The sequence below is a fragment of the Mesorhizobium sp. M0139 genome, from assembly GCF_040322455.1.
Lineage (GTDB): Bacteria > Pseudomonadota > Alphaproteobacteria > Rhizobiales > Rhizobiaceae > Mesorhizobium.
In genome coordinates this window covers 60,404-77,065 of the sequence record NZ_JAMYTN010000018.1, presented here as the reverse complement: position 1 = coordinate 77,065, position 16,662 = coordinate 60,404, and the positions used below count along the sequence as shown (strand labels likewise).

13 protein-coding genes are annotated in these 16,662 nt (G+C 64.0%); 10 read left to right on the top strand and 3 right to left on the bottom strand.

The window, feature by feature from the left end; genetic code table 11:
* The first annotated feature begins 44 nt into the window (after positions 1-44).
* The 6 genes from NKJ58_RS26330 (at position 45) to NKJ58_RS26305 (ending at position 4,939) form a co-directional block, all read left to right on the top strand.
* Positions 45-758 (top strand): ABC transporter permease, encoded by a 714-nt coding sequence (locus NKJ58_RS26330; protein WP_196814080.1) that lies wholly within the window; start codon positions 45-47, stop codon positions 756-758.
* Entirely contained in the window at positions 758-1,567 is an 810-nt protein-coding gene (locus NKJ58_RS26325; protein ID WP_023815970.1) for an ABC transporter permease, read from the top strand. Before NKJ58_RS26330 ends, NKJ58_RS26325 begins: the two co-directional genes overlap by 1 nt.
* A gap of 114 nt (positions 1,568-1,681) precedes the next feature.
* Positions 1,682-2,683: an Ldh family oxidoreductase gene (locus NKJ58_RS26320; RefSeq protein ID WP_023714560.1), complete on the top strand. Its 1,002-nt coding sequence runs from the start codon at positions 1,682-1,684 to the stop codon at positions 2,681-2,683.
* 237 nt (positions 2,684-2,920) lie between these two features.
* Positions 2,921-3,202 carry a hypothetical protein gene (locus NKJ58_RS26315; RefSeq protein ID WP_023671327.1) on the top strand — a complete coding sequence of 94 codons (282 nt, stop codon included), beginning with the start codon at positions 2,921-2,923 and terminating at the stop codon, positions 3,200-3,202.
* Positions 3,203-3,398: 196 nt separating this feature from the next.
* Complete coding sequence (locus NKJ58_RS26310; protein WP_352854150.1) at positions 3,399-3,854, top strand: DoxX family protein; 456 nt, start codon at positions 3,399-3,401, stop codon at positions 3,852-3,854.
* A gap of 104 nt (positions 3,855-3,958) precedes the next feature.
* Positions 3,959-4,939, top strand: coding sequence for a complex I NDUFA9 subunit family protein (locus tag NKJ58_RS26305; protein ID WP_023671329.1), 981 nt, complete (start codon positions 3,959-3,961; stop codon positions 4,937-4,939).
* A 15-nt stretch (positions 4,940-4,954) separates the two neighbouring features.
* Here the strand turns inward: NKJ58_RS26305 and NKJ58_RS26300 are convergent, their stop codons facing one another.
* On the bottom strand, positions 4,955-6,325 hold the full coding sequence (locus tag NKJ58_RS26300; protein ID WP_023671330.1) for a cytochrome P450: 1,371 nt from the start codon (positions 6,323-6,325) through the stop codon (positions 4,955-4,957).
* 217 nt (positions 6,326-6,542) lie between these two features.
* Here NKJ58_RS26300 and NKJ58_RS26295 point away from each other — a divergent pair, with 217 nt between their 5' ends.
* From NKJ58_RS26295 to gyrB, 3 genes are all read left to right on the top strand, one after another.
* Entirely contained in the window at positions 6,543-7,112 is a 570-nt protein-coding gene (locus NKJ58_RS26295; RefSeq protein ID WP_023683526.1) for an NADPH-dependent FMN reductase, read from the top strand.
* Between the two features lie 76 nt (positions 7,113-7,188).
* Positions 7,189-9,819, top strand: a complete 2,631-nt coding sequence (locus NKJ58_RS26290; RefSeq protein ID WP_352854147.1) for a caspase family protein — start codon at positions 7,189-7,191, stop codon at positions 9,817-9,819.
* A 145-nt stretch (positions 9,820-9,964) separates the two neighbouring features.
* Complete coding sequence (gene gyrB / locus NKJ58_RS26285) at positions 9,965-12,436, top strand: DNA topoisomerase (ATP-hydrolyzing) subunit B (protein WP_023671333.1); 2,472 nt, start codon at positions 9,965-9,967, stop codon at positions 12,434-12,436.
* A 36-nt stretch (positions 12,437-12,472) separates the two neighbouring features.
* Here the strand turns inward: gyrB and NKJ58_RS26280 are convergent, their stop codons facing one another.
* The gene (locus NKJ58_RS26280) at positions 12,473-13,918 is read right to left on the bottom strand and encodes a hypothetical protein (protein WP_352854145.1); all 1,446 of its coding nucleotides are present in this window, start codon (positions 13,916-13,918) and stop codon (positions 12,473-12,475) included.
* Between the two features lie 331 nt (positions 13,919-14,249).
* On the opposite strand from NKJ58_RS26280, the gene NKJ58_RS26275 reads away from it, so the two are divergent.
* Complete coding sequence (locus NKJ58_RS26275) at positions 14,250-15,167, top strand: hypothetical protein (RefSeq protein ID WP_352854143.1); 918 nt, start codon at positions 14,250-14,252, stop codon at positions 15,165-15,167.
* Between the two features lie 91 nt (positions 15,168-15,258).
* On the opposite strand, the gene NKJ58_RS26270 is transcribed toward NKJ58_RS26275, so the two are convergent.
* On the bottom strand, positions 15,259-16,656 hold the full coding sequence (locus NKJ58_RS26270; RefSeq protein ID WP_023671337.1) for an NAD(P)(+) transhydrogenase (Re/Si-specific) subunit beta: 1,398 nt from the start codon (positions 16,654-16,656) through the stop codon (positions 15,259-15,261).
* Positions 16,657-16,662 lie beyond the last annotated feature (6 nt).

Genomic DNA, 16,662 nt, shown 5'->3' with positions numbered 1-16,662 from the left:
GGGCGACGCTGATCGACGCACTTCTTTCGGCCTCGGCGGCCGGCATCATAGAGCTCCTTTCGCCCAATCCGCCGGGCTGGGGCGGCACGCTCTTGCTTGGACTGCTCCATTCGATCGAGATCGCGCTCGGCGCCACGGTCCTCGGTCTCCTGATCGGCACCGGTGGCGCCTTTGGCAAGCTTTACGGCGGTCCGGTCGTGCGCGACCTGCTGGCGGTTTACACCACCATCGTGCGCGCCGTGCCCGAACTGGTGCTGATCCTGCTGCTCTATTATGCCGGGACGGACCTGATCAACCAGGCGCTGACGGCAATGGGCTACCAGCGCGTCGACATCAGCGGCCTTGCCGCGGGCATCGCCGTGCTCGGCTTTGTCCAGGGTGCCTATTCGACCGAAGTGATCCGCGGCGCCATCCTAGCCATACCGCAGGGCCAGATCGAAGCCGCCCGCGCCTATGGCATGTCACCCGGGCTCATGCTGCGGCGCATCACCTTGCCGGCGATGCTGCCCTTCGCCATACCCGGGCTCGCCAATCTGTGGCTGATCGCCACCAAGGATACGGCCCTTCTGGCGGTCGTCGGCTTTTACGAGCTGGCGCTGGCGACGCGGCAGGCTGCGGGGGTCACCAAAGCCTATTTCACCTTCTTTTTCGCCGCGGGCGTGCTCTATCTCATCTTGTCGCTGGTCTCCAACCTGCTCATCGGCCGCGTCGAGGCCTGGTCGCGGCGCGGTATGCCGTCGCTCAAGGATGCGCGCTGATGGCCGGAGAAGCGACCATCATCAACGCTGCCGCGCGCACGTCGCTGTGGCTGCAGCCGCATCGCATCGTGCTGATCCTGGTCGCGATCGCGCTGGTTTTCGGCGCAGCCTTCTTCATGCGCTGGGATTGGCTGCCGCAATATTATGAAATGGGGCTTCTCGGCATCTGGCGGTCGCTGTGGATCCTGGCCGTCACCTGCTTTCTCGGCTTCCTGCTCGCCGTGCCGCTCGGGCTCGCGCAGGCCGCCGGCCCGTTCTGGTTTTCCGCGCCCGCCAGGACATTCTGCACCGTCATCAGGGGCACGCCGCTGCTGATCCAGCTATGGCTGCTCTATTACGGGCTGGGCTCGCTGTTTCCGCAATTTCCCTGGATCCGCGAATCCTGGATGTGGCCGTATCTGAGGCAAGCCTGGCCTTATGGCGTGCTGGCACTGACCTTGTCCTTCGCCGGCTATGAGGGCGAAGTAATGCGCGGCGCCTTTGCCGGCGTGCCGAAGGGGCAGTTAGAGGCGGCCCGCGCTTTCGGCATGAGCCGCTGGAAGATTTTCCGCCGCATCTGGCTGCCGCAGGCCATCTACCGGGCGCTGCCGACGCTGACCGGCGAAACCGTGCTGCAGCTGAAGTCGACGCCGCTGGTGGCGACGATCAGCGTCATCGACATCTTCGCAGTCTCGTCCAAGGTCCGGCAGGACACCTACCTCACCTACGAACCCTTGCTGCTTTTGGCGCTGATCTACATGATCATCACCGGCATACTGGTGTTTGCATTCAGCAAGATCGAAGCGCGCATACCGAACAAGGTGGGCTAGGGAATAGTGAGCAGGCAGTAGTGAGTAGTCAGCATATGACCGGGAAACCGCTTGCTTTCGCTACTCCCTACTGACTACTCCCTACTCACTCTCACCACCAATCGGGTCCGCACCATGCAACTCTCTCTCGACCAGGCAACAGGGCTGTGCCGGATGGCGGCGCTCGGCGCCGGCGCCAATGAGGAGGCGGCGCGGTCGCTCACCGCCTCGATCATTGCCGCCGAGGCGGAAGGGCTTTCGACCGTCGGGCTGACCCATTTCATCGATTACCTCGAAGCGCTGGAAGCCGGCCGCATCGACGGCAATGCCGATCCGGTGATCACCAGGCCGGCGCTCGCCGTCTATCTCTCCGATGCGCGTGGCGGCCTCGCCCATACCGGGTTCGACCGCACCATCGATGACCTTGCCAAGGCGGCAAAGCTGTTCGGCGTCGCCATCTTCTCGCAGAAGAACGCTTATACCTGCGGCGCGCTCGGCTATTTCACCGGGCGTCTGGCGCAGCTGGGATTGGTCTCCTTCGCCGCCACCAACGGGCCGGCGGTGCTGGCAGGCTCGGGCTCGGTCAAGCCGGTCTATTGCACCAACCCGATGTCGTTTGCGGCACCCGCCGCCGATGGCGCGCCGCTGGTCATCGACCAGTCGTCGAGCGCCACGGCGTTCGTCAACATCCGCAAGGCGGCCGAGGACGGCAAGAAGATCCCCGAAGGCTGGGCGCTGGACGCCAGCGGCAACCCGACCACCGATCCGGCCGCGGCCATGAAGGGCGCCATGCTGGCCTTCGGCGGCCAGCGCGGCGCCAACATCGCGCTGATGGTCGAAGTGCTGGCGGCTGGCCTGTCGGGCGCCAACTGGTCGCTCGACGCGCCCTGGTTCTCCGGCGGACCGGACAGCCCGGGAACCGGCCTGTTCGTGCTCGCCGTCGAGCCCAAGCTGCTCGACCCGGATTTTGAGCAGCGCATGAAGGACCAGCTCGACCGGCTGCGCCGGCGCTTTGGCGTGCACGTGCCGGGCCGGGCGCGGGCCGAAGCGGCGGAGAAGGCGCAGGCGCGCGGCATCAACGCCCCCAAAGCCGTGGTGCAGCGCATTTCCGAATTCGCCGAGCGCTATTCGGGCTGAAGAATCCTTCTTTATCAAACAATTTAAACTGACCTTCCGGTTGGCGACGGGCAGGCGCGCATTTGCGCCGCCTGCTGAACCTTCTTGCGTCTTGCGGCGACCCATCCTTGTCCAGGGCAAGGTGAGCTTGCCCGAACCAGACCGGAGGAAACACCCAACCAAATCGAAAGCCTGCTTCACGCGAAGGGTGTGCCCTTTGCGCTCCGGAAACATCAACCGCAATCAAAGGAAATCATCATGACCAACACCAAGACCACCCTGCTGATAGCAGTCCTTCTGCTCGGTTCTTTCATGGGCGCCACCCAGGCGGCCTCCCTGAAGGCCGCGCCGGTCAAGCCATCTTCGGCCGGCGTCATCACGGCTCCGAGCGGCGGTGCAACCGAGGACCATTACTGCAAGAACGGCCACGCCAAATTTGCCAATTGCAGCGCCGACTTCATCGCGGCCTGCAAGCAGGTCGGCGGCACCATGTCGGATGTCCAGGGCTGGGGTGGGCGTACTTGCTTCACGCCCTCCTGATACCGTCTCAGGTCAGGCCGCTCCGTCGGCCCCTGGCTTCGTCCTGATGCTGCCCGGAAAACCCCGCTTCGGCGGGGTTTTCTGCGTTTCATCCCTCCGTGAGCAATAAACATGACGGTGAAAGTTAACTTTTGTTAACTTGACTTGATGGGACCATCGGGCGTTTGCGAGAGGTCATCACAACAACAGAGCTACGATGTCCGCAACCACCGACGCCTCCCGCGGCAGACTGATCATTCCGGTGTTTGGCCGCCTGTACTCGTCGCTGCATGACGGCGCCGAAACCCTTCTGCGCGTCGTCGCCGGCGGGTTTCTCACCATTCACGGCTCGCAGAAGATCACCAACCCTTTCGGCGCCGCCGAGATGGTCGAAGGCCTCGGCTTCTATCCCGGCGCGTTCTGGTCGTTGCTTTTGTCCTGCACCGAATTCTTCGGCGGCATTCTGATCGCCATCGGCCTGTTGACTCGGCCCGCCGCCTTTGCCGGCATGATCGTGCTGCTGGTCACCGTCTGGTTCCACTGGATCACTGTCGGCCAGGGCTTTTCCGGCGCTGAAAAGTCGCTTCTATGGGAGGCGGCGATCCTGCTGTTCTTCGTTATCCGCGGCGGCAACCGCCAGTCGGTCGACGCGCGCCTCGGCAAGGCGTTCTGAAGGGTCTATAAGAGGGTGGCAGCGACGACGCGTCACCCTTTGCCTTTGGCCCAAAACGGACTATGAAACGGCTTCAGCCAAGCTTTCGAGCGCCGGAGCCAGCCATGACCGAAATCCTGCAGATCCCCAAGCTCGTGGTCGTCTTCGGCGGCTCCGGCTTCGTCGGCCGCCACATCGTGCGGGCGCTGGCCAAGCGCGGCTACCGCATCAGGGTGGCGGTGCGCCGGCCCGATCTGGCGGGACATCTGCAGCCGCTCGGCAATGTCGGCCAGATCCAGCCGGTGCAGGCCAATGTGCGCGTGCGCTGGTCGGTCGACCGCGCCGTGCAGGGCGCCGACCATGTCATCAATCTGGTCGCCATCCCGCATGAAAGCGGCCGGCAGAAATTCAACACCGTGCACGAATTCGGCGCCCGCGCCGTCGCCGAAGCCGCACGCTCGGTCGGCGCAGGGCTCACCCACATCTCGGCGCTGGGCGCCGACCTCAACGCCGAATCCGACTATGCCCGCACCAAGGCGCTCGGCGAAAAGGCCGTCCTGGAGACGATCCCGGACGCCGTCATCTTCCGTCCGTCGATCAATTTCGGACCGGAGGACAGTTTCTTCAATCGCTTCGCCGACATGGCGCGCTATTCGCCGGTGCTGCCGCTGATCGGCGGCGGCCAGACCAAGTTCCAGCCGGTCTATGTCGGCGATGTCGCCGAAGCCGTGGCGCGTTCGGTCGAGGGCAAGGTCAAGGGTGGCCAGATCTATGAACTCGGCGGGCCGCAAGTGCTCACCTTCAAGCAGTGCATGGAAGAGCTGCTGACCGTCATCGAGCGCAAGCGGCTCCTGGTACCGGTGCCGTGGTGGATGGCCAATCTGCAGGCCTCGATCCTCGGCCTGCTGCCCAACCCGTTGCTGACCAAGGACCAGGTGCTGCTGCTGCGCCAGCCCAACATCGTGTCGGAGGAGGCCAACAAGGCCAACCGGAACCTTGCCGGCCTCGACATCCAGCCGCAGTCTATCGGCACCATCCTGCCCAGCTATCTCTGGCGCTTCCGCGCCGCAGGCCAGTTCCAGCGCAAGCCCGCCGGTATCGCGTAACAAGGCGTTGCGCCGTTAAACGCGCCGCGTGACCTGCATCGGCAGGCCGCCCTGCGGCTGTGTCGTCAGTTTCTGCACCGGCCACGGCTTGGTCTCGGCGGTCACATCGAAGCGGAAGCGCGACAGCATGATGGCCAGCGCAATGATCGCCTCCTGCATGGCGAAGCTGGCGCCGATGCAGATGCGCGGACCGGCGCCGAACGGCAGATACTGGAAGCGGTCGATCTTCTCGCGGTTTCCCGGATGGAAGCGTTCGGGCATGAAGGCGTCGGGCATGTCCCACAGTTTTCTGTGGCGGTGGACGACCCAAGGCATCACCAGTACGGCCGCGCGCTTGGGGAGCACCAGATCGTTCCAGGTCTCCGTCTCGATCGGCTCGCGGTTGATCGACGGCGCCGGCGGATAAAGCCGCAGCGCCTCCTCGAAGGCGGCGCGGGTGAACGGCATTGCCTCGAGCCATTTCGTTGGGTCGGGTTCGCGCGCCAGCACGGCCTCGATCTCGCGCTCGACCTTTTCGCGCTCCCACGGCGCTTCGGCGAGGCAGTAGATCGTCCAGCCCAGTGCCCGCGCGGTGGTCTCGTGGCCGGCGCCGATGAAGGTGATGATGTTGTCCTCGACTTCCGCCCGCGTCAGCCCGTCGGGGCCTTCGGCGCGCAGCAGAAGCGTCAGGAAATCCTGCGGCGCGGTGTCGGGGTCGCGCTTCAGCCGCTCCTCGCGCATCTTGACCGTATCGGTGACGATCTTGCGGAAATAGGCCATGGTCTTGCGGCCGCGGATGCGGGTCAGCCGCGGCAGCCATTCGGGCGCGCGCAACAGGTCGAGCGGATCGACGCGGCCCATGGTCTCGAACAGGCGGTCGATCTCCTGCGCGAAACTGCCGGGCTCGCCCGCAATCTCGCCCGAAAACAGCGTCTCGGCCAGGATATCGTAGGTGAGCAGCGTCATGTCATGGGCGACATCGGTCATGCCGCCTTCGTCATAGCGGGCGACGAACTGCATCGTGCGGCGCAGCATCGGCTCGGCGAAGCCGAAGATATGCCGCGGCGTGAACACCGGCGCCATCGCCTTGCGCGAGCGCTTCCACACCTCGCCTTCGGCGGTCAACAGCCCGTCGCGCAAGATCGGTCGCAGGATCATCTGGCGCACCGTCGCCATCTTGTAGTTCTTGGCGTTGTCGATCAGCACGTGGCGGATAAGGCCGGGATCGTTGGCGACGATCAGATGCCCGCCGACGCCATTCGCCGAAATCCAGGGCTCGTTGTAGGTGTGCTCGCCCCACAGTTCGAGCGGATTGCGGTAGACGATCCGCATCATCTCCAGCGTCGAAGGCGGCGTCGTGCGCGGCCTGGGCGCCGGCGGCACGAAGGGGACGGGCTGCGTGTCCATGAGGTGCTCCGCTGATAGCTCAGATGTAGTGGCTGGCAATCCGGGCGTCCATGTGACCGAACGGCAAACTGAAACGCTGCAGCGCCCGGTGTGCCCGACAGACGGTGTGTTCATCGGATCGTGACCGCCGGTGAAACGGTTGCGGCTTGTCCGGTTGGACACTCTGCCATAGGTGACAGTTACCAACAGCTACTGCCAATCGCCCAGGAGAGTCCGCTTGAAGCACAAGCTGAACATCATAATCGGCAGCACGCGGCCGGGCCGCGCCGGGCCGGTCTTCGCCCACTGGCTGGAGGATTTTGCCCGCGAGCACGGCAAATTCGAACCGGTGCTGACCGACATTGCCACGTTCCATCTGCCGGTTCTGGACGAGCCGCATCACCCCAGGCTCGGCAATTACCAGAACGACCACACCAAAGCCTGGTCGAAGGTCATTGATGCCGCCGACGCCTTCGTGTTCGTGGCGCCGGAGTACAATTATTTCGTGGCGCCTGCGATCGTCAACGCCATCGACTACCTTGCGCGCGAATGGAAATACAAGCCAGCCGCCATCTTCAGCTATGGCGGCATTTCCGGAGGCCTGCGCGCCGCGCAGGCGCTGAAGCCGCTGCTGACCGCGGTGGGCGTCATGCCCATCTCGGAAGGCGTCGCGCTGCCGATGTATCAGAAACTGCTGGAGAGCGACGGCTCCTTCCAGGCTAGTGAGCAGGTAGAGGGTGGGACCAAGACCATGCTGGACGAGCTCTCGCGCTGGAGCGGGGCGCTGAAGCCGATGCGGGCTACGTAACGCAGCCGGCCCCGGCTTGCTCATGCCATAAAGAGGTGGAATGGTCGGCAGGTGACTGAGCCGGGGGCGGTTCGATTTGCGCCTGTTGTTTGCCTTGCTGTTGATGCTTGCGACCACCGCCACAGCGGTGGCGGAGCGGCGCGTGGCGTTGGTCATTGCCGAGGACGACTACCGGCTGGTGCGGCCGCTGGCCAATCCTGTCAATGACGGCGAGGTGATGGAAGTGGCGCTGAAGAAGCTCGGCTTCGAGGTCGTGGTCGAGACCAATCGTGATCTCAGGCGCATGCGCCGGGCTCTCGACGATTTTCGCGAGGACGCCATGGGCGCCGACGTGGCGCTGGTGTATTTCTCCGGCCATGGCGTCGAAATCTCCGGCGACAACCGTCTTCTGCCGGTCGATGCCGATGCCTCCTCGCTCGACCAGCTGGAGAAGACCAGCCTGCCGTTGGAGGAAGTGCGCGATGCGGTTGCCGCCACGGCGAAGGTCGGGCTGATCGTGCTCGACGCCTGCCGCAGCGATCCGTTCACAGGCGGCAACGGCGACGGGCGTGGCGCCACATCGCTGATCAAGGACCTGGTGGACAAGATCAAGCCGGGCCTCGGACGCGTCGGCAAGGCGGAAAACATCCTGTTCGCCTTTTCGGCGGCGCCCGGCGAGACGGCTGCCGACGGTACCGGTGCGAATTCGCCCTTTACAGCGGCGCTGATCAAATACCTCGGCACCGACGGGCTCGAAATCCGCTCGGTGCTGACGCTGGTGCAGCAGGAGGTCTACGACCTTTCGCGCGGAAAACAGCTGCCCTACGTCGAGAGCGGGCTGCCGAAGCTGTTCTTCGCCTCGGCGGCCAAGGAACAACTGCCGGAGCGCGAGCGGCTGTTGCTTGCCATGGCCGATGTGACGCCGGAAATGCGCGGCGCGGTCGAACGGGTCGCCAGCGATGCCGACATGCCGCTGGCGCCGCTCTATGGCGCGCTGATCAGTTCCGACACCAGCCATCTCTCCGGCGAAAGCCTGGACGCCAAGCTGCGCGAGGCGGCCGACGCCTTCGTCAAGGTGCGCGGCGAGATGAAGACGCTGGCCGCCGACGACCCGCAGGTGACCGAACTGCGCCGCCAGGCCGAGGAACAGTTGGCGCTCGGCGCTTTCGATGGTGCACGCGTGATCCTCGCCAAGGCCGCCGACGTCGACAATGTCTCGCGCCAGGCGTTGAAGGCCAATTTCGTCAGCCGCACCCTGTCCGAAGCCGCGACGCGATTTCTCTCGGGCGGCGCGGCGCGTGCCACCCTGGACTATGCAACCGCCATCAAGGACTATGAAACGGTGCTGGCGCTCTATGGCGAAGCCGGGCAGACCTCGCTCAGCCTGGAACAGGCCGACCGCCAAAGCCGCACGCTGGAAGAGCTCGGCATCCTCTACACAACGGTCGGCAACACCGACGCCGCCGGCCGCGCCTTTGCGGCGCTGGTCGCCAATCTTGAGCAGCGAGCGCGCCAGGAAACCGATCCGAGCGTCAAGCGCGACCTCGCCATCGGCCATATCAAGTTCGCCAACATCAAGATGGCGCAAGGCGATCTGCCGGCCTCCCTGCAAAACTATGAGGCGGCCAGGGACATGTTGCAGGGCCTGACCACAGACGTGCCGGACAAGAAGGACTGGCTCGGCGATCTCGCCATGGCCAATGACAAGATCGGCAATGTGCTGGCCACGCAAGGCGACCTGGGTGCGGCAGCCCAGGCCTACCAGCAAAGCCTGTCCATCAAGCAGCAATTGGCCGATGCCGAGCCGAACAGCGTCTATCTGCTGCGCGACCTGACCATTACCTACGACGAAATCGGCGGTCTTGCCCGTACCGCCGGCCAGCTGGATGGCGCCCAGACTGCATTCGAAGAGAGCCTGAGAATTCGGCTGGCGCTGGCGCAGAACAACCCCGACGACCCCAGGCATCAGCGCGCCGTCTCCGTCAGCTACACCAGGATCGGCGACGTCCTGCGCGAGCGTGGCGACGCTGCGGGCGCGCTCGACGCCTACAACAAGAGCCAAATAATCGCCGAAGCGCTGGTGCGCCGCGACTCAAACGACACCGATTTGAAGCGCGACCTGTCGGTCGGTTACGCCAAGATCGGCAATGCTTACGGCGACCAGAAGGACTGGCCATTCGCGTTGGAGGCCTACCAGCAGGCGCTGGCCACGGCGCGAGACCTTGCCGCCAGCGACCCAGGCAACACCGATTGGCAGCGCGACCTGTCGGTCTGTCTGGAAAAAATTGCCGGCGTGTTTGATGCCCAGGGCGATATCGCCGGTGCTTTGCAGAACTACCAGGACAGTCTCGTCATTGCCGACCGGTTGGCAAATCTCGACCCGGGCAATTCCGACTGGCAGCGCGACCTGTCGATCACGTTCGAGGAAATAGGCCTGCTGGAGACCAAGCAGCGCCACTATGAGGGCTCGAAGAAGGCCTTCGAAGCCAGCCTGGCCATCCGCCAGCGGTTGGCCCTGTCCGATCCGGACAATGCGATCTGGCAATTCGATCTGGTACAGGCCTACATCAACTATGCCTATATGGCGAAGAATCCGAAGGCTGTGTTGTCGCAGGCGCTAGACCTGACGCTGGAGCTTGACCGCACAGGCAAACTGGCGCCGAGGGACAAACCCACGATCAAATATCTGCGCCGTCTTCTGGCCAAATTGAAAGCCGCGAAAAAATAGCCGGCTGCCAGCTCGGGATTCAGCCCTGAAATGCCCGCAAACCTTGGAAAAACCGCCTTTTGCGCCTATATCTAGGACATCAAAGCGGCGTGATTCGAAGCCATTTTTTCGCGCTGAGCATGCGGCATCAATCAGACAGGTTTTCATGAGCGATCAAAGCGACAACGCCAACGGCGCTGAGGCCGAATACGGCGCCGATTCCATCAAGGTTTTGAAGGGGTTGGACGCTGTCCGCAAGCGGCCGGGCATGTATATCGGCGACACCGACGACGGCTCGGGCCTGCATCACATGGTCTATGAGGTGGTCGACAACGCCATCGACGAGGCGCTGGCCGGCCATGCCGACCTGGTCACGGTGACGCTTAATCCCGACGGTTCGGTCACCGTTATCGACAATGGCCGCGGGATTCCGACCGATATTCACACTGGCGAAGGCATTTCGGCGGCCGAAGTGATCATGACGCAGCTGCATGCCGGCGGCAAATTCGACCAGAATTCCTACAAGGTGTCTGGCGGCCTGCACGGCGTCGGCGTCTCGGTCGTCAATGCGCTGTCGGCCTGGCTGAAGCTGAAAATCCGCCGCAACGGCCAGATTTTCGAGATGAGCTTCACGCATGGCAATGCCGATGCGCCGCTCAAGGCCACCGGCAGCTATGAGCAGAACAAGCAGCCCGGCACCTATGAGGGCCGCAGCGGTTCCGAGATCACCTTCTTTCCGTCGTCCGAAACCTTCACCATGGTCGAATTCGACTTCGGCACGCTGGAGCACCGGCTGCGCGAGCTCGCCTTCCTGAATTCCGGGGTGCGCATCATTTTGACCGATGCCCGCCATGCCGATCTCGTGCGCCACGAACTGCACTATGATGGCGGCCTGGAAGAGTTCGTCAAATATCTCGACCGGGTCAAGAAACCGCTGATCGACAAGCCGATCGCCATCAAGGCCGAGCGCGACGGCATCACCGTCGAAGTGGCGATGTGGTGGAACGACAGCTACCACGAGAACGTGCTGGCCTTCACCAACAACATCCCGCAGCGCGATGGCGGCACCCATCTGGCCGGCTTCCGTGGCGCGCTGACGCGCCAGATCACCGGCTATGGCGAATCGTCGGGCCTGACCAAGAAGGAAAAGGTGGCGCTGATCGGCGACGACTGCCGCGAAGGCCTGACGGCGGTGCTGTCGGTCAAGGTGCCCGACCCGAAATTCTCCTCGCAGACCAAGGACAAGCTGGTCTCGTCAGAGGTGCGGCCCGTGGTCGAAGGCCTGGTCAACGAGGCGCTTGGCACATGGCTGGAAGAACACCCGACCGAGGGCAAGGTGGTCATCGACAAGGTGATCCAGGCGGCCGCGGCGCGTGAAGCCGCGCGCAAGGCCCGCGACATCACCCGCAAAAGCTCGCTCGGCGTCACCTCTCTGCCCGGCAAGCTTGCCGACTGCCAGGAACGCGACCCGGCGAAATCCGAAATCTTCATCGTCGAGGGTGACTCGGCCGGCGGCTCCGCCAAGGGCGGCCGTTCGCGCCAGAACCAGGCGATCCTGCCGCTGCGCGGCAAGATCCTCAATGTCGAGCGCGCCCGCTTCGACCGCATGCTAGGCTCCGAGATGATCGGCACGCTGATCACCGCGCTCGGCACCTCGATCGGCAAGGACGAGTTCAACGCCGACAAATTGCGCTACCACAAGATCATCCTGATGACCGACGCCGACGTCGACGGCGCCCATATCAGGACCTTGCTGCTCACCTTCTTCTTCCGCCAGATGCCGGAGCTGATCGAGCGCGGCCATCTCTACATCGCCCAGCCGCCGCTCTACAAAGTGACGCGCGGAAAAAGCTCGCAATACATCAAGGACGAGAGCGCCTTCGAGGAATTCCTGATCGGCTCCGGGCTGGAAGAGGCGTCGCTGACGCTTGCCTCCGGCGAGGCGCGGGCCGGACAGGATCTGCGCGGCTCGATCGACGATGCACTGGCAGTACGCCAGCTCATCAACGGGCTGCATACGCGCTACAACAGGGGTGTGGTCGAACAGGCGGCGATCGCCGGTGCGCTCAATGCCGATGTGCTGAACGATCTCGGCCGCGCCAACGCCATGGCCGAACGCGTCGCCCAGCGCCTCGACATCATCGCCGAGGACACCGAGCGCGGCTGGACCGGCCGGCTGTCGACCTCCAATGAAGGCGTCGGCGGCTACGTGTTCGAACGCACGGTGCGCAGCGTCAAGGAATTCGCGCAGCTCGATGCCGGGCTGATAAATTCAGCCGACGCACGCCAGCTCGACCGCTATGCTCCGCGCCTCATGGAGGTTTATGGCGAGCCGCCGGTGCTGCGCCGCAAGGATGTCTCCGAAACCATTTCGGGGCCGCTGGCGCTGCTCAACGCGGTGTTTGCGACCGGCCGCAAGGGCCTGACTATGCAGCGCTACAAGGGCCTCGGCGAGATGAACGCCGAGCAGCTCTGGGAAACCACGCTCGACCCGAATGTGCGCTCGCTGCTGCAGGTCAAGGTGAATGACGCAACCGATGCTGACAGCTTGTTCTCGCGGCTGATGGGCGACGAGGTCGAGCCGCGGCGCGAATTCATCCAGGACAATGCGCTGTCGGTGGCCAATCTGGACATTTGATGGCGGGGGCCTTGCCGCCGAAGCTCCACTCCGGGGTCAGGCCTTTGGTTCCAGCTTTCGCCCGAGGTCCACCACGTCGCGCAGCACTTGCAGATGCGAGCGCGGCGCGGTGCCCGCCGGCGGGGCGATTTCAACGCCGTTTGCCGTCGATGACCAATAAAGCGTGTGCGTGAAGATACGGCCAAGTGAGCTGCGAAGCTCGATCTGGATGTTCTCCACACCGGGGCCGAAGTTTTCCGTCATCGGACCGGAAATCGGATCGCCTGTCGCCCAGCCATTGCCGCGGTCGTAGACGTTGGTCCAGCGCGTTGCCGCAAACACCGCGCCATGATGCACTGCGCGCTGCGCCTTGCCTTGGCTGTGTCCTTCCCGGTAAAGCACGGTGCCGCCGGGGCGCCCGTCATCGGCAATCGGCGGGCAGGCCGAGAACAGGCGCTCGGCAAGGCCACGCCTGAATTCCGCGAGATTGTAGGTCACCAGGAATTCGCTGTGGGAGAGCGGACTGCCAAGCGTGACGAAATCGCTGATCTTCCAGGGCAGCGGGTGGTCGGCGTCCTTGGCCCGAAGCTGCTGGTAGAGCGCCCATTGGCCGCGCCGGAACCCGGCGAGGTCTTCAAGGTTCTTTGGCCACGCTGACCCATCAGAGCCGAGCGTTGCCTTGTCGATGGCCTCGACCGCCGCCAGTTTGGCCTTGTCGCGGACCGCTTCCAGCCTTCGCGGCCGGAACTCGGCCCACAGGATCTGCAGCAAATCATAGGCGATGATCGACCCCAGGCTGTGCGAGACTAGCACGATGCGGTCGTAAGCATCGTCCTTCATCAGCGTCTTGAGCAACGTCAGGCCGCGGTCGCGGATCAGCGCACGCTTCTCGATCGTTCCGGCCTCGGCGCGCACATAAGCGGCGACGTCGCCGAAATAGGGCAGGGCGAACTGATCCACCGCCCAGATGACAAAAGAAGCGAGGGCGGTGATCATCAGGCCGGTCGTCAAGGTAACGGCCTGTTGCCAGACCGATGTTGCCAGCACGAGTGCTGCGCCCAGAATGACGATAACGATCAGAAGTGTGGCGACGTAAAGCTTGCGGGCGTCAAGCGGAATGTCGGCGGGCTTGCGCCACAACAGGTTCGTCACCCAGGCGGCCAGCCGGCCGCGCGTCGTGCCTTGCGTGATGTCGGCCCAATAAAGCTCGTAGAAATCGGTGCGGCGGCTATCGACGTCGTAGGGCGTGGTGATGCGGCGCAGCTCGTGTGATTTGGTCCGGCTGTCTGGCGTTATCCAGCTCTGGTTGATCGTGGCGCCTGAAACGGCCGGATCAGGGATGCGGGCGTAAGGCGGAGCACGGGTGGGGTCGCTGCTCCAGACCGCCTGGACGAAGCCGCGCAGCGTACCCATCGGCCGCTGCTCGCCCATGCCATGCACGATCACCACCGCCTGGCTGGGCTGCGCCTTTTTGTAAGCCAGCGATGCGACAGTCTTGGGCATCAGCGTCTCCGTTGACGACATCCGACGGCGGGATCGCTCATGCTACCCCCGGCTCACCGAGCCAACAATACACGGCAGCCCATGTGGAACTCCGTGAACCAATCCACAGTTTCGCAGTCGTGCCTCGGGCCGCGCGGAAAATAGTTCCGTTCCCGGTAAGCAAATCATTTCATTGCTCCTCGGAACGGAAATCGCTCAGGAACATTGTGACGACATCGATCAATTTCTCGCAGGGAGGCTCTTTATGGGACGCGGTATTTTGCTCTGGTTGCTCGGTATTCCGATCCCGATCATCATTCTCATCATGCTGTTCGTACGGTAGGAGGCGTCGATGCAGTCCACCGTATCGGCTGTCGACGTATCTGCTTCAACAGAATCCTCCGCCACGGCCGTCAGCTGGGGGCCGATCATCGCCGGCGCCTTCGCGGCCTCGACGCTGACCTTCATCCTCATGCTGCTCGGCTCAGGACTGGGGCTGACCATGGTCTCGCCATGGTCCGGCGCCAGTGCCTCGCTGACCACCTTCGCGGTGTCCGGCGCCATCTGGCTCATCATCGTGCAATGGCTGTCCTCCGGGGTCGGTGGCTATCTTGCCGGACGCCTGCGCACCAAATGGGTCGGCATCCACACCGACGAGGTCTATTTCCGTGACACCGCGCACGGCCTCCTCGCCTGGGCGCTGGCGACATTGCTGGTCGTCGGCATTCTCGGGTCGGCGCTGTCGGCAGTGCTTGGTTCAGGCGTGCAGGCGGCTTCTACTGTTGCCTCGGGCGCCGCCATGGGTGCTTCGGCCGGCGCGTCCGCCAATGCTGGCAGCGCACCGACCGACAATGCGACATCCTATCTCGTGGATACGCTGTTCCGTCCGGCTGATGCCGCCAGGCTCGCGGCGGCCAATCCGGACAGCGATGCGGCTGCGGCCGGGCAGGCTTCGCGCATCCTCATCGCCAGTGCGGCGGCAGGCGAAATTTCGGCTGACGACAAGACCTATTTGTCGCAGCTGGTCGCCGCCCGCACCGGGCTTTCCGAGGCTGACGCCAAGGCGCGTGTCGACGCCCTGGTGGCCAGGGTCGAGGACGCCAAGGTCAAGGCCAAGCAGGCCGCCGACGCCGCCCGGAAAGGCAGCGCCACCTTCGCACTGCTTGGCGCCCTGTCGCTGGTTATCGGCGCCTTCATCGCCAGCGCTGCGGCAGCACTGGGCGGCAGGCAGCGCGACGACGAGGAAGCGGTTTTCCTGACCAGCCGCTAACCGGTCTTCAACATCGAAAAGCCCGGTCGAACCGGGCTTTTTTGTTTCCGATGATGGACCGACAACCTTCCACTGGAAGGTTGCGGCGGGATCAGTGATCCATGGCCTTGACGATTTCCTCGGTCATCTTCTTGGCGTCGCCGAGCAGCATCATGGTGCCGTCCTTGTAGAACAGCGTGTTGTCGATGCCGGCGTAGCCCGAGCCGAGCGAGCGCTTGACGAAGAGACAGGTGCGGGCCTTGTCGACGTCGAGGATCGGCATACCGTAGATCGGCGACGACTTGTCGTCGCGGGCGGACGGATTGGTGACATCGTTGGCGCCGATGACATAGGCAACATCGGCCTGCGCGAACTCGGAGTTGATGTCTTCCAGCTCGAACACTTCGTCATAGGGAACATTGGCTTCGGCGAGCAGCACGTTCATGTGGCCGGGCATGCGGCCGGCCACTGGGTGGATGGCGTATTTGACGTCGACGCCATTGGCCTTGAGCTTATCGGCCATTTCGCGCAGCGCGTGCTGGGCCTGGGCGACCGCCATGCCGTAGCCCGGCACGATGATGACCTTCTGTGCGTTCATCATCAGATAGGCGGCGTCGTCGGCCGAGCCCTGCTTGACCGTGCGTTCGATGCCGTCATCGGCAACCGCCGCGGTCTCGCCGCCGAAGCCGCCGAGGATGACCGAGATGAACGACCGGTTCATGCCCTTGCACATGATGTAGGACAGGATGGCGCCGGACGAGCCGACCAGCGCGCCGGTGATGATCAGCGCCAGATTGCCAAGCGTGAAGCCGAGTGCCGCGGCGGCCCAGCCGGAATAGGAATTCAGCATCGAGACGACGACCGGCATGTCGGCGCCGCCGATCGGGATGATCAAGAGGACGCCGAGCGCCAGTGACGCCGCGACGATCAGCCAGAACACCAGCTTGGCCTCGGTGGTGACCAGAAGCACGATCAGCACGATCAGCGCGATGCCGAGGACCGCGTTGATGATGTGACGGCCGCCGATCATGATCGGCTTGCCCGACATGCGGCCATCGAGCTTGAGGAAGGCGATGACGGAGCCGGTGAAAGTGATGGCGCCGATGGCAACGCCAAGGCTCATCTCGATCAGCGCCTGGGCGTGGATGTCGCCATTGGTGCCGATGCCGAAACTTTCCGGCGCGTAGATGGCGGCTGCCGCTACCATGACGGCGGCAAGGCCGACCAGCGAGTGGAAGGCGGCGACCAGCTGCGGCATCGAAGTCATGGCGATGCGGCGCGCTGTAACGGCGCCGACGCCGCCGCCGATGGCCAGACCAAGCACGATCAGGCCGAAGCGCCCGGCGGACGGAGTCGCCAGCGCCAGCGTGGTGGCAATGGCAATGCCCATGCCGATCATGCCGTAGAGATTGCCTTGGCGGCTGGTGGTCGGATGCGACAGGCCGCGCAGCGCCATGATGAACAGGACGCCGGAGACCAGGTAGAGGAAGGACGCGAAGTTGGCGTTCATGGCTCT

Bases quoted from the DNA above. Each gene is read 5' to 3' on its own strand.
- NKJ58_RS26270 (WP_023671337.1), bottom strand. From the start codon at position 16,656: ATGAACGCCAACTTCGCGTCCTTCCTCTACCTGGTCTCCGGCGTCCTG.
- gyrB (WP_023671333.1), top strand. From the start codon at position 9,965: ATGAGCGATCAAAGCGACAACGCCAACGGCGCTGAGGCCGAATACGGC.
- NKJ58_RS26315 (WP_023671327.1), top strand. From the start codon at position 2,921: ATGACCAACACCAAGACCACCCTGCTGATAGCAGTCCTTCTGCTCGGT.
- NKJ58_RS26320 (WP_023714560.1), top strand. From the start codon at position 1,682: ATGCAACTCTCTCTCGACCAGGCAACAGGGCTGTGCCGGATGGCGGCG.
- NKJ58_RS26305 (WP_023671329.1), top strand. From the start codon at position 3,959: ATGACCGAAATCCTGCAGATCCCCAAGCTCGTGGTCGTCTTCGGCGGC.
- NKJ58_RS26275 (WP_352854143.1), top strand. From the start codon at position 14,250: ATGCAGTCCACCGTATCGGCTGTCGACGTATCTGCTTCAACAGAATCC.
- NKJ58_RS26300 (WP_023671330.1), bottom strand. From the start codon at position 6,325: ATGGACACGCAGCCCGTCCCCTTCGTGCCGCCGGCGCCCAGGCCGCGC.
- NKJ58_RS26310 (WP_352854150.1), top strand. From the start codon at position 3,399: ATGTCCGCAACCACCGACGCCTCCCGCGGCAGACTGATCATTCCGGTG.
- NKJ58_RS26325 (WP_023815970.1), top strand. From the start codon at position 758: ATGGCCGGAGAAGCGACCATCATCAACGCTGCCGCGCGCACGTCGCTG.
- NKJ58_RS26280 (WP_352854145.1), bottom strand. From the start codon at position 13,918: ATGCCCAAGACTGTCGCATCGCTGGCTTACAAAAAGGCGCAGCCCAGC.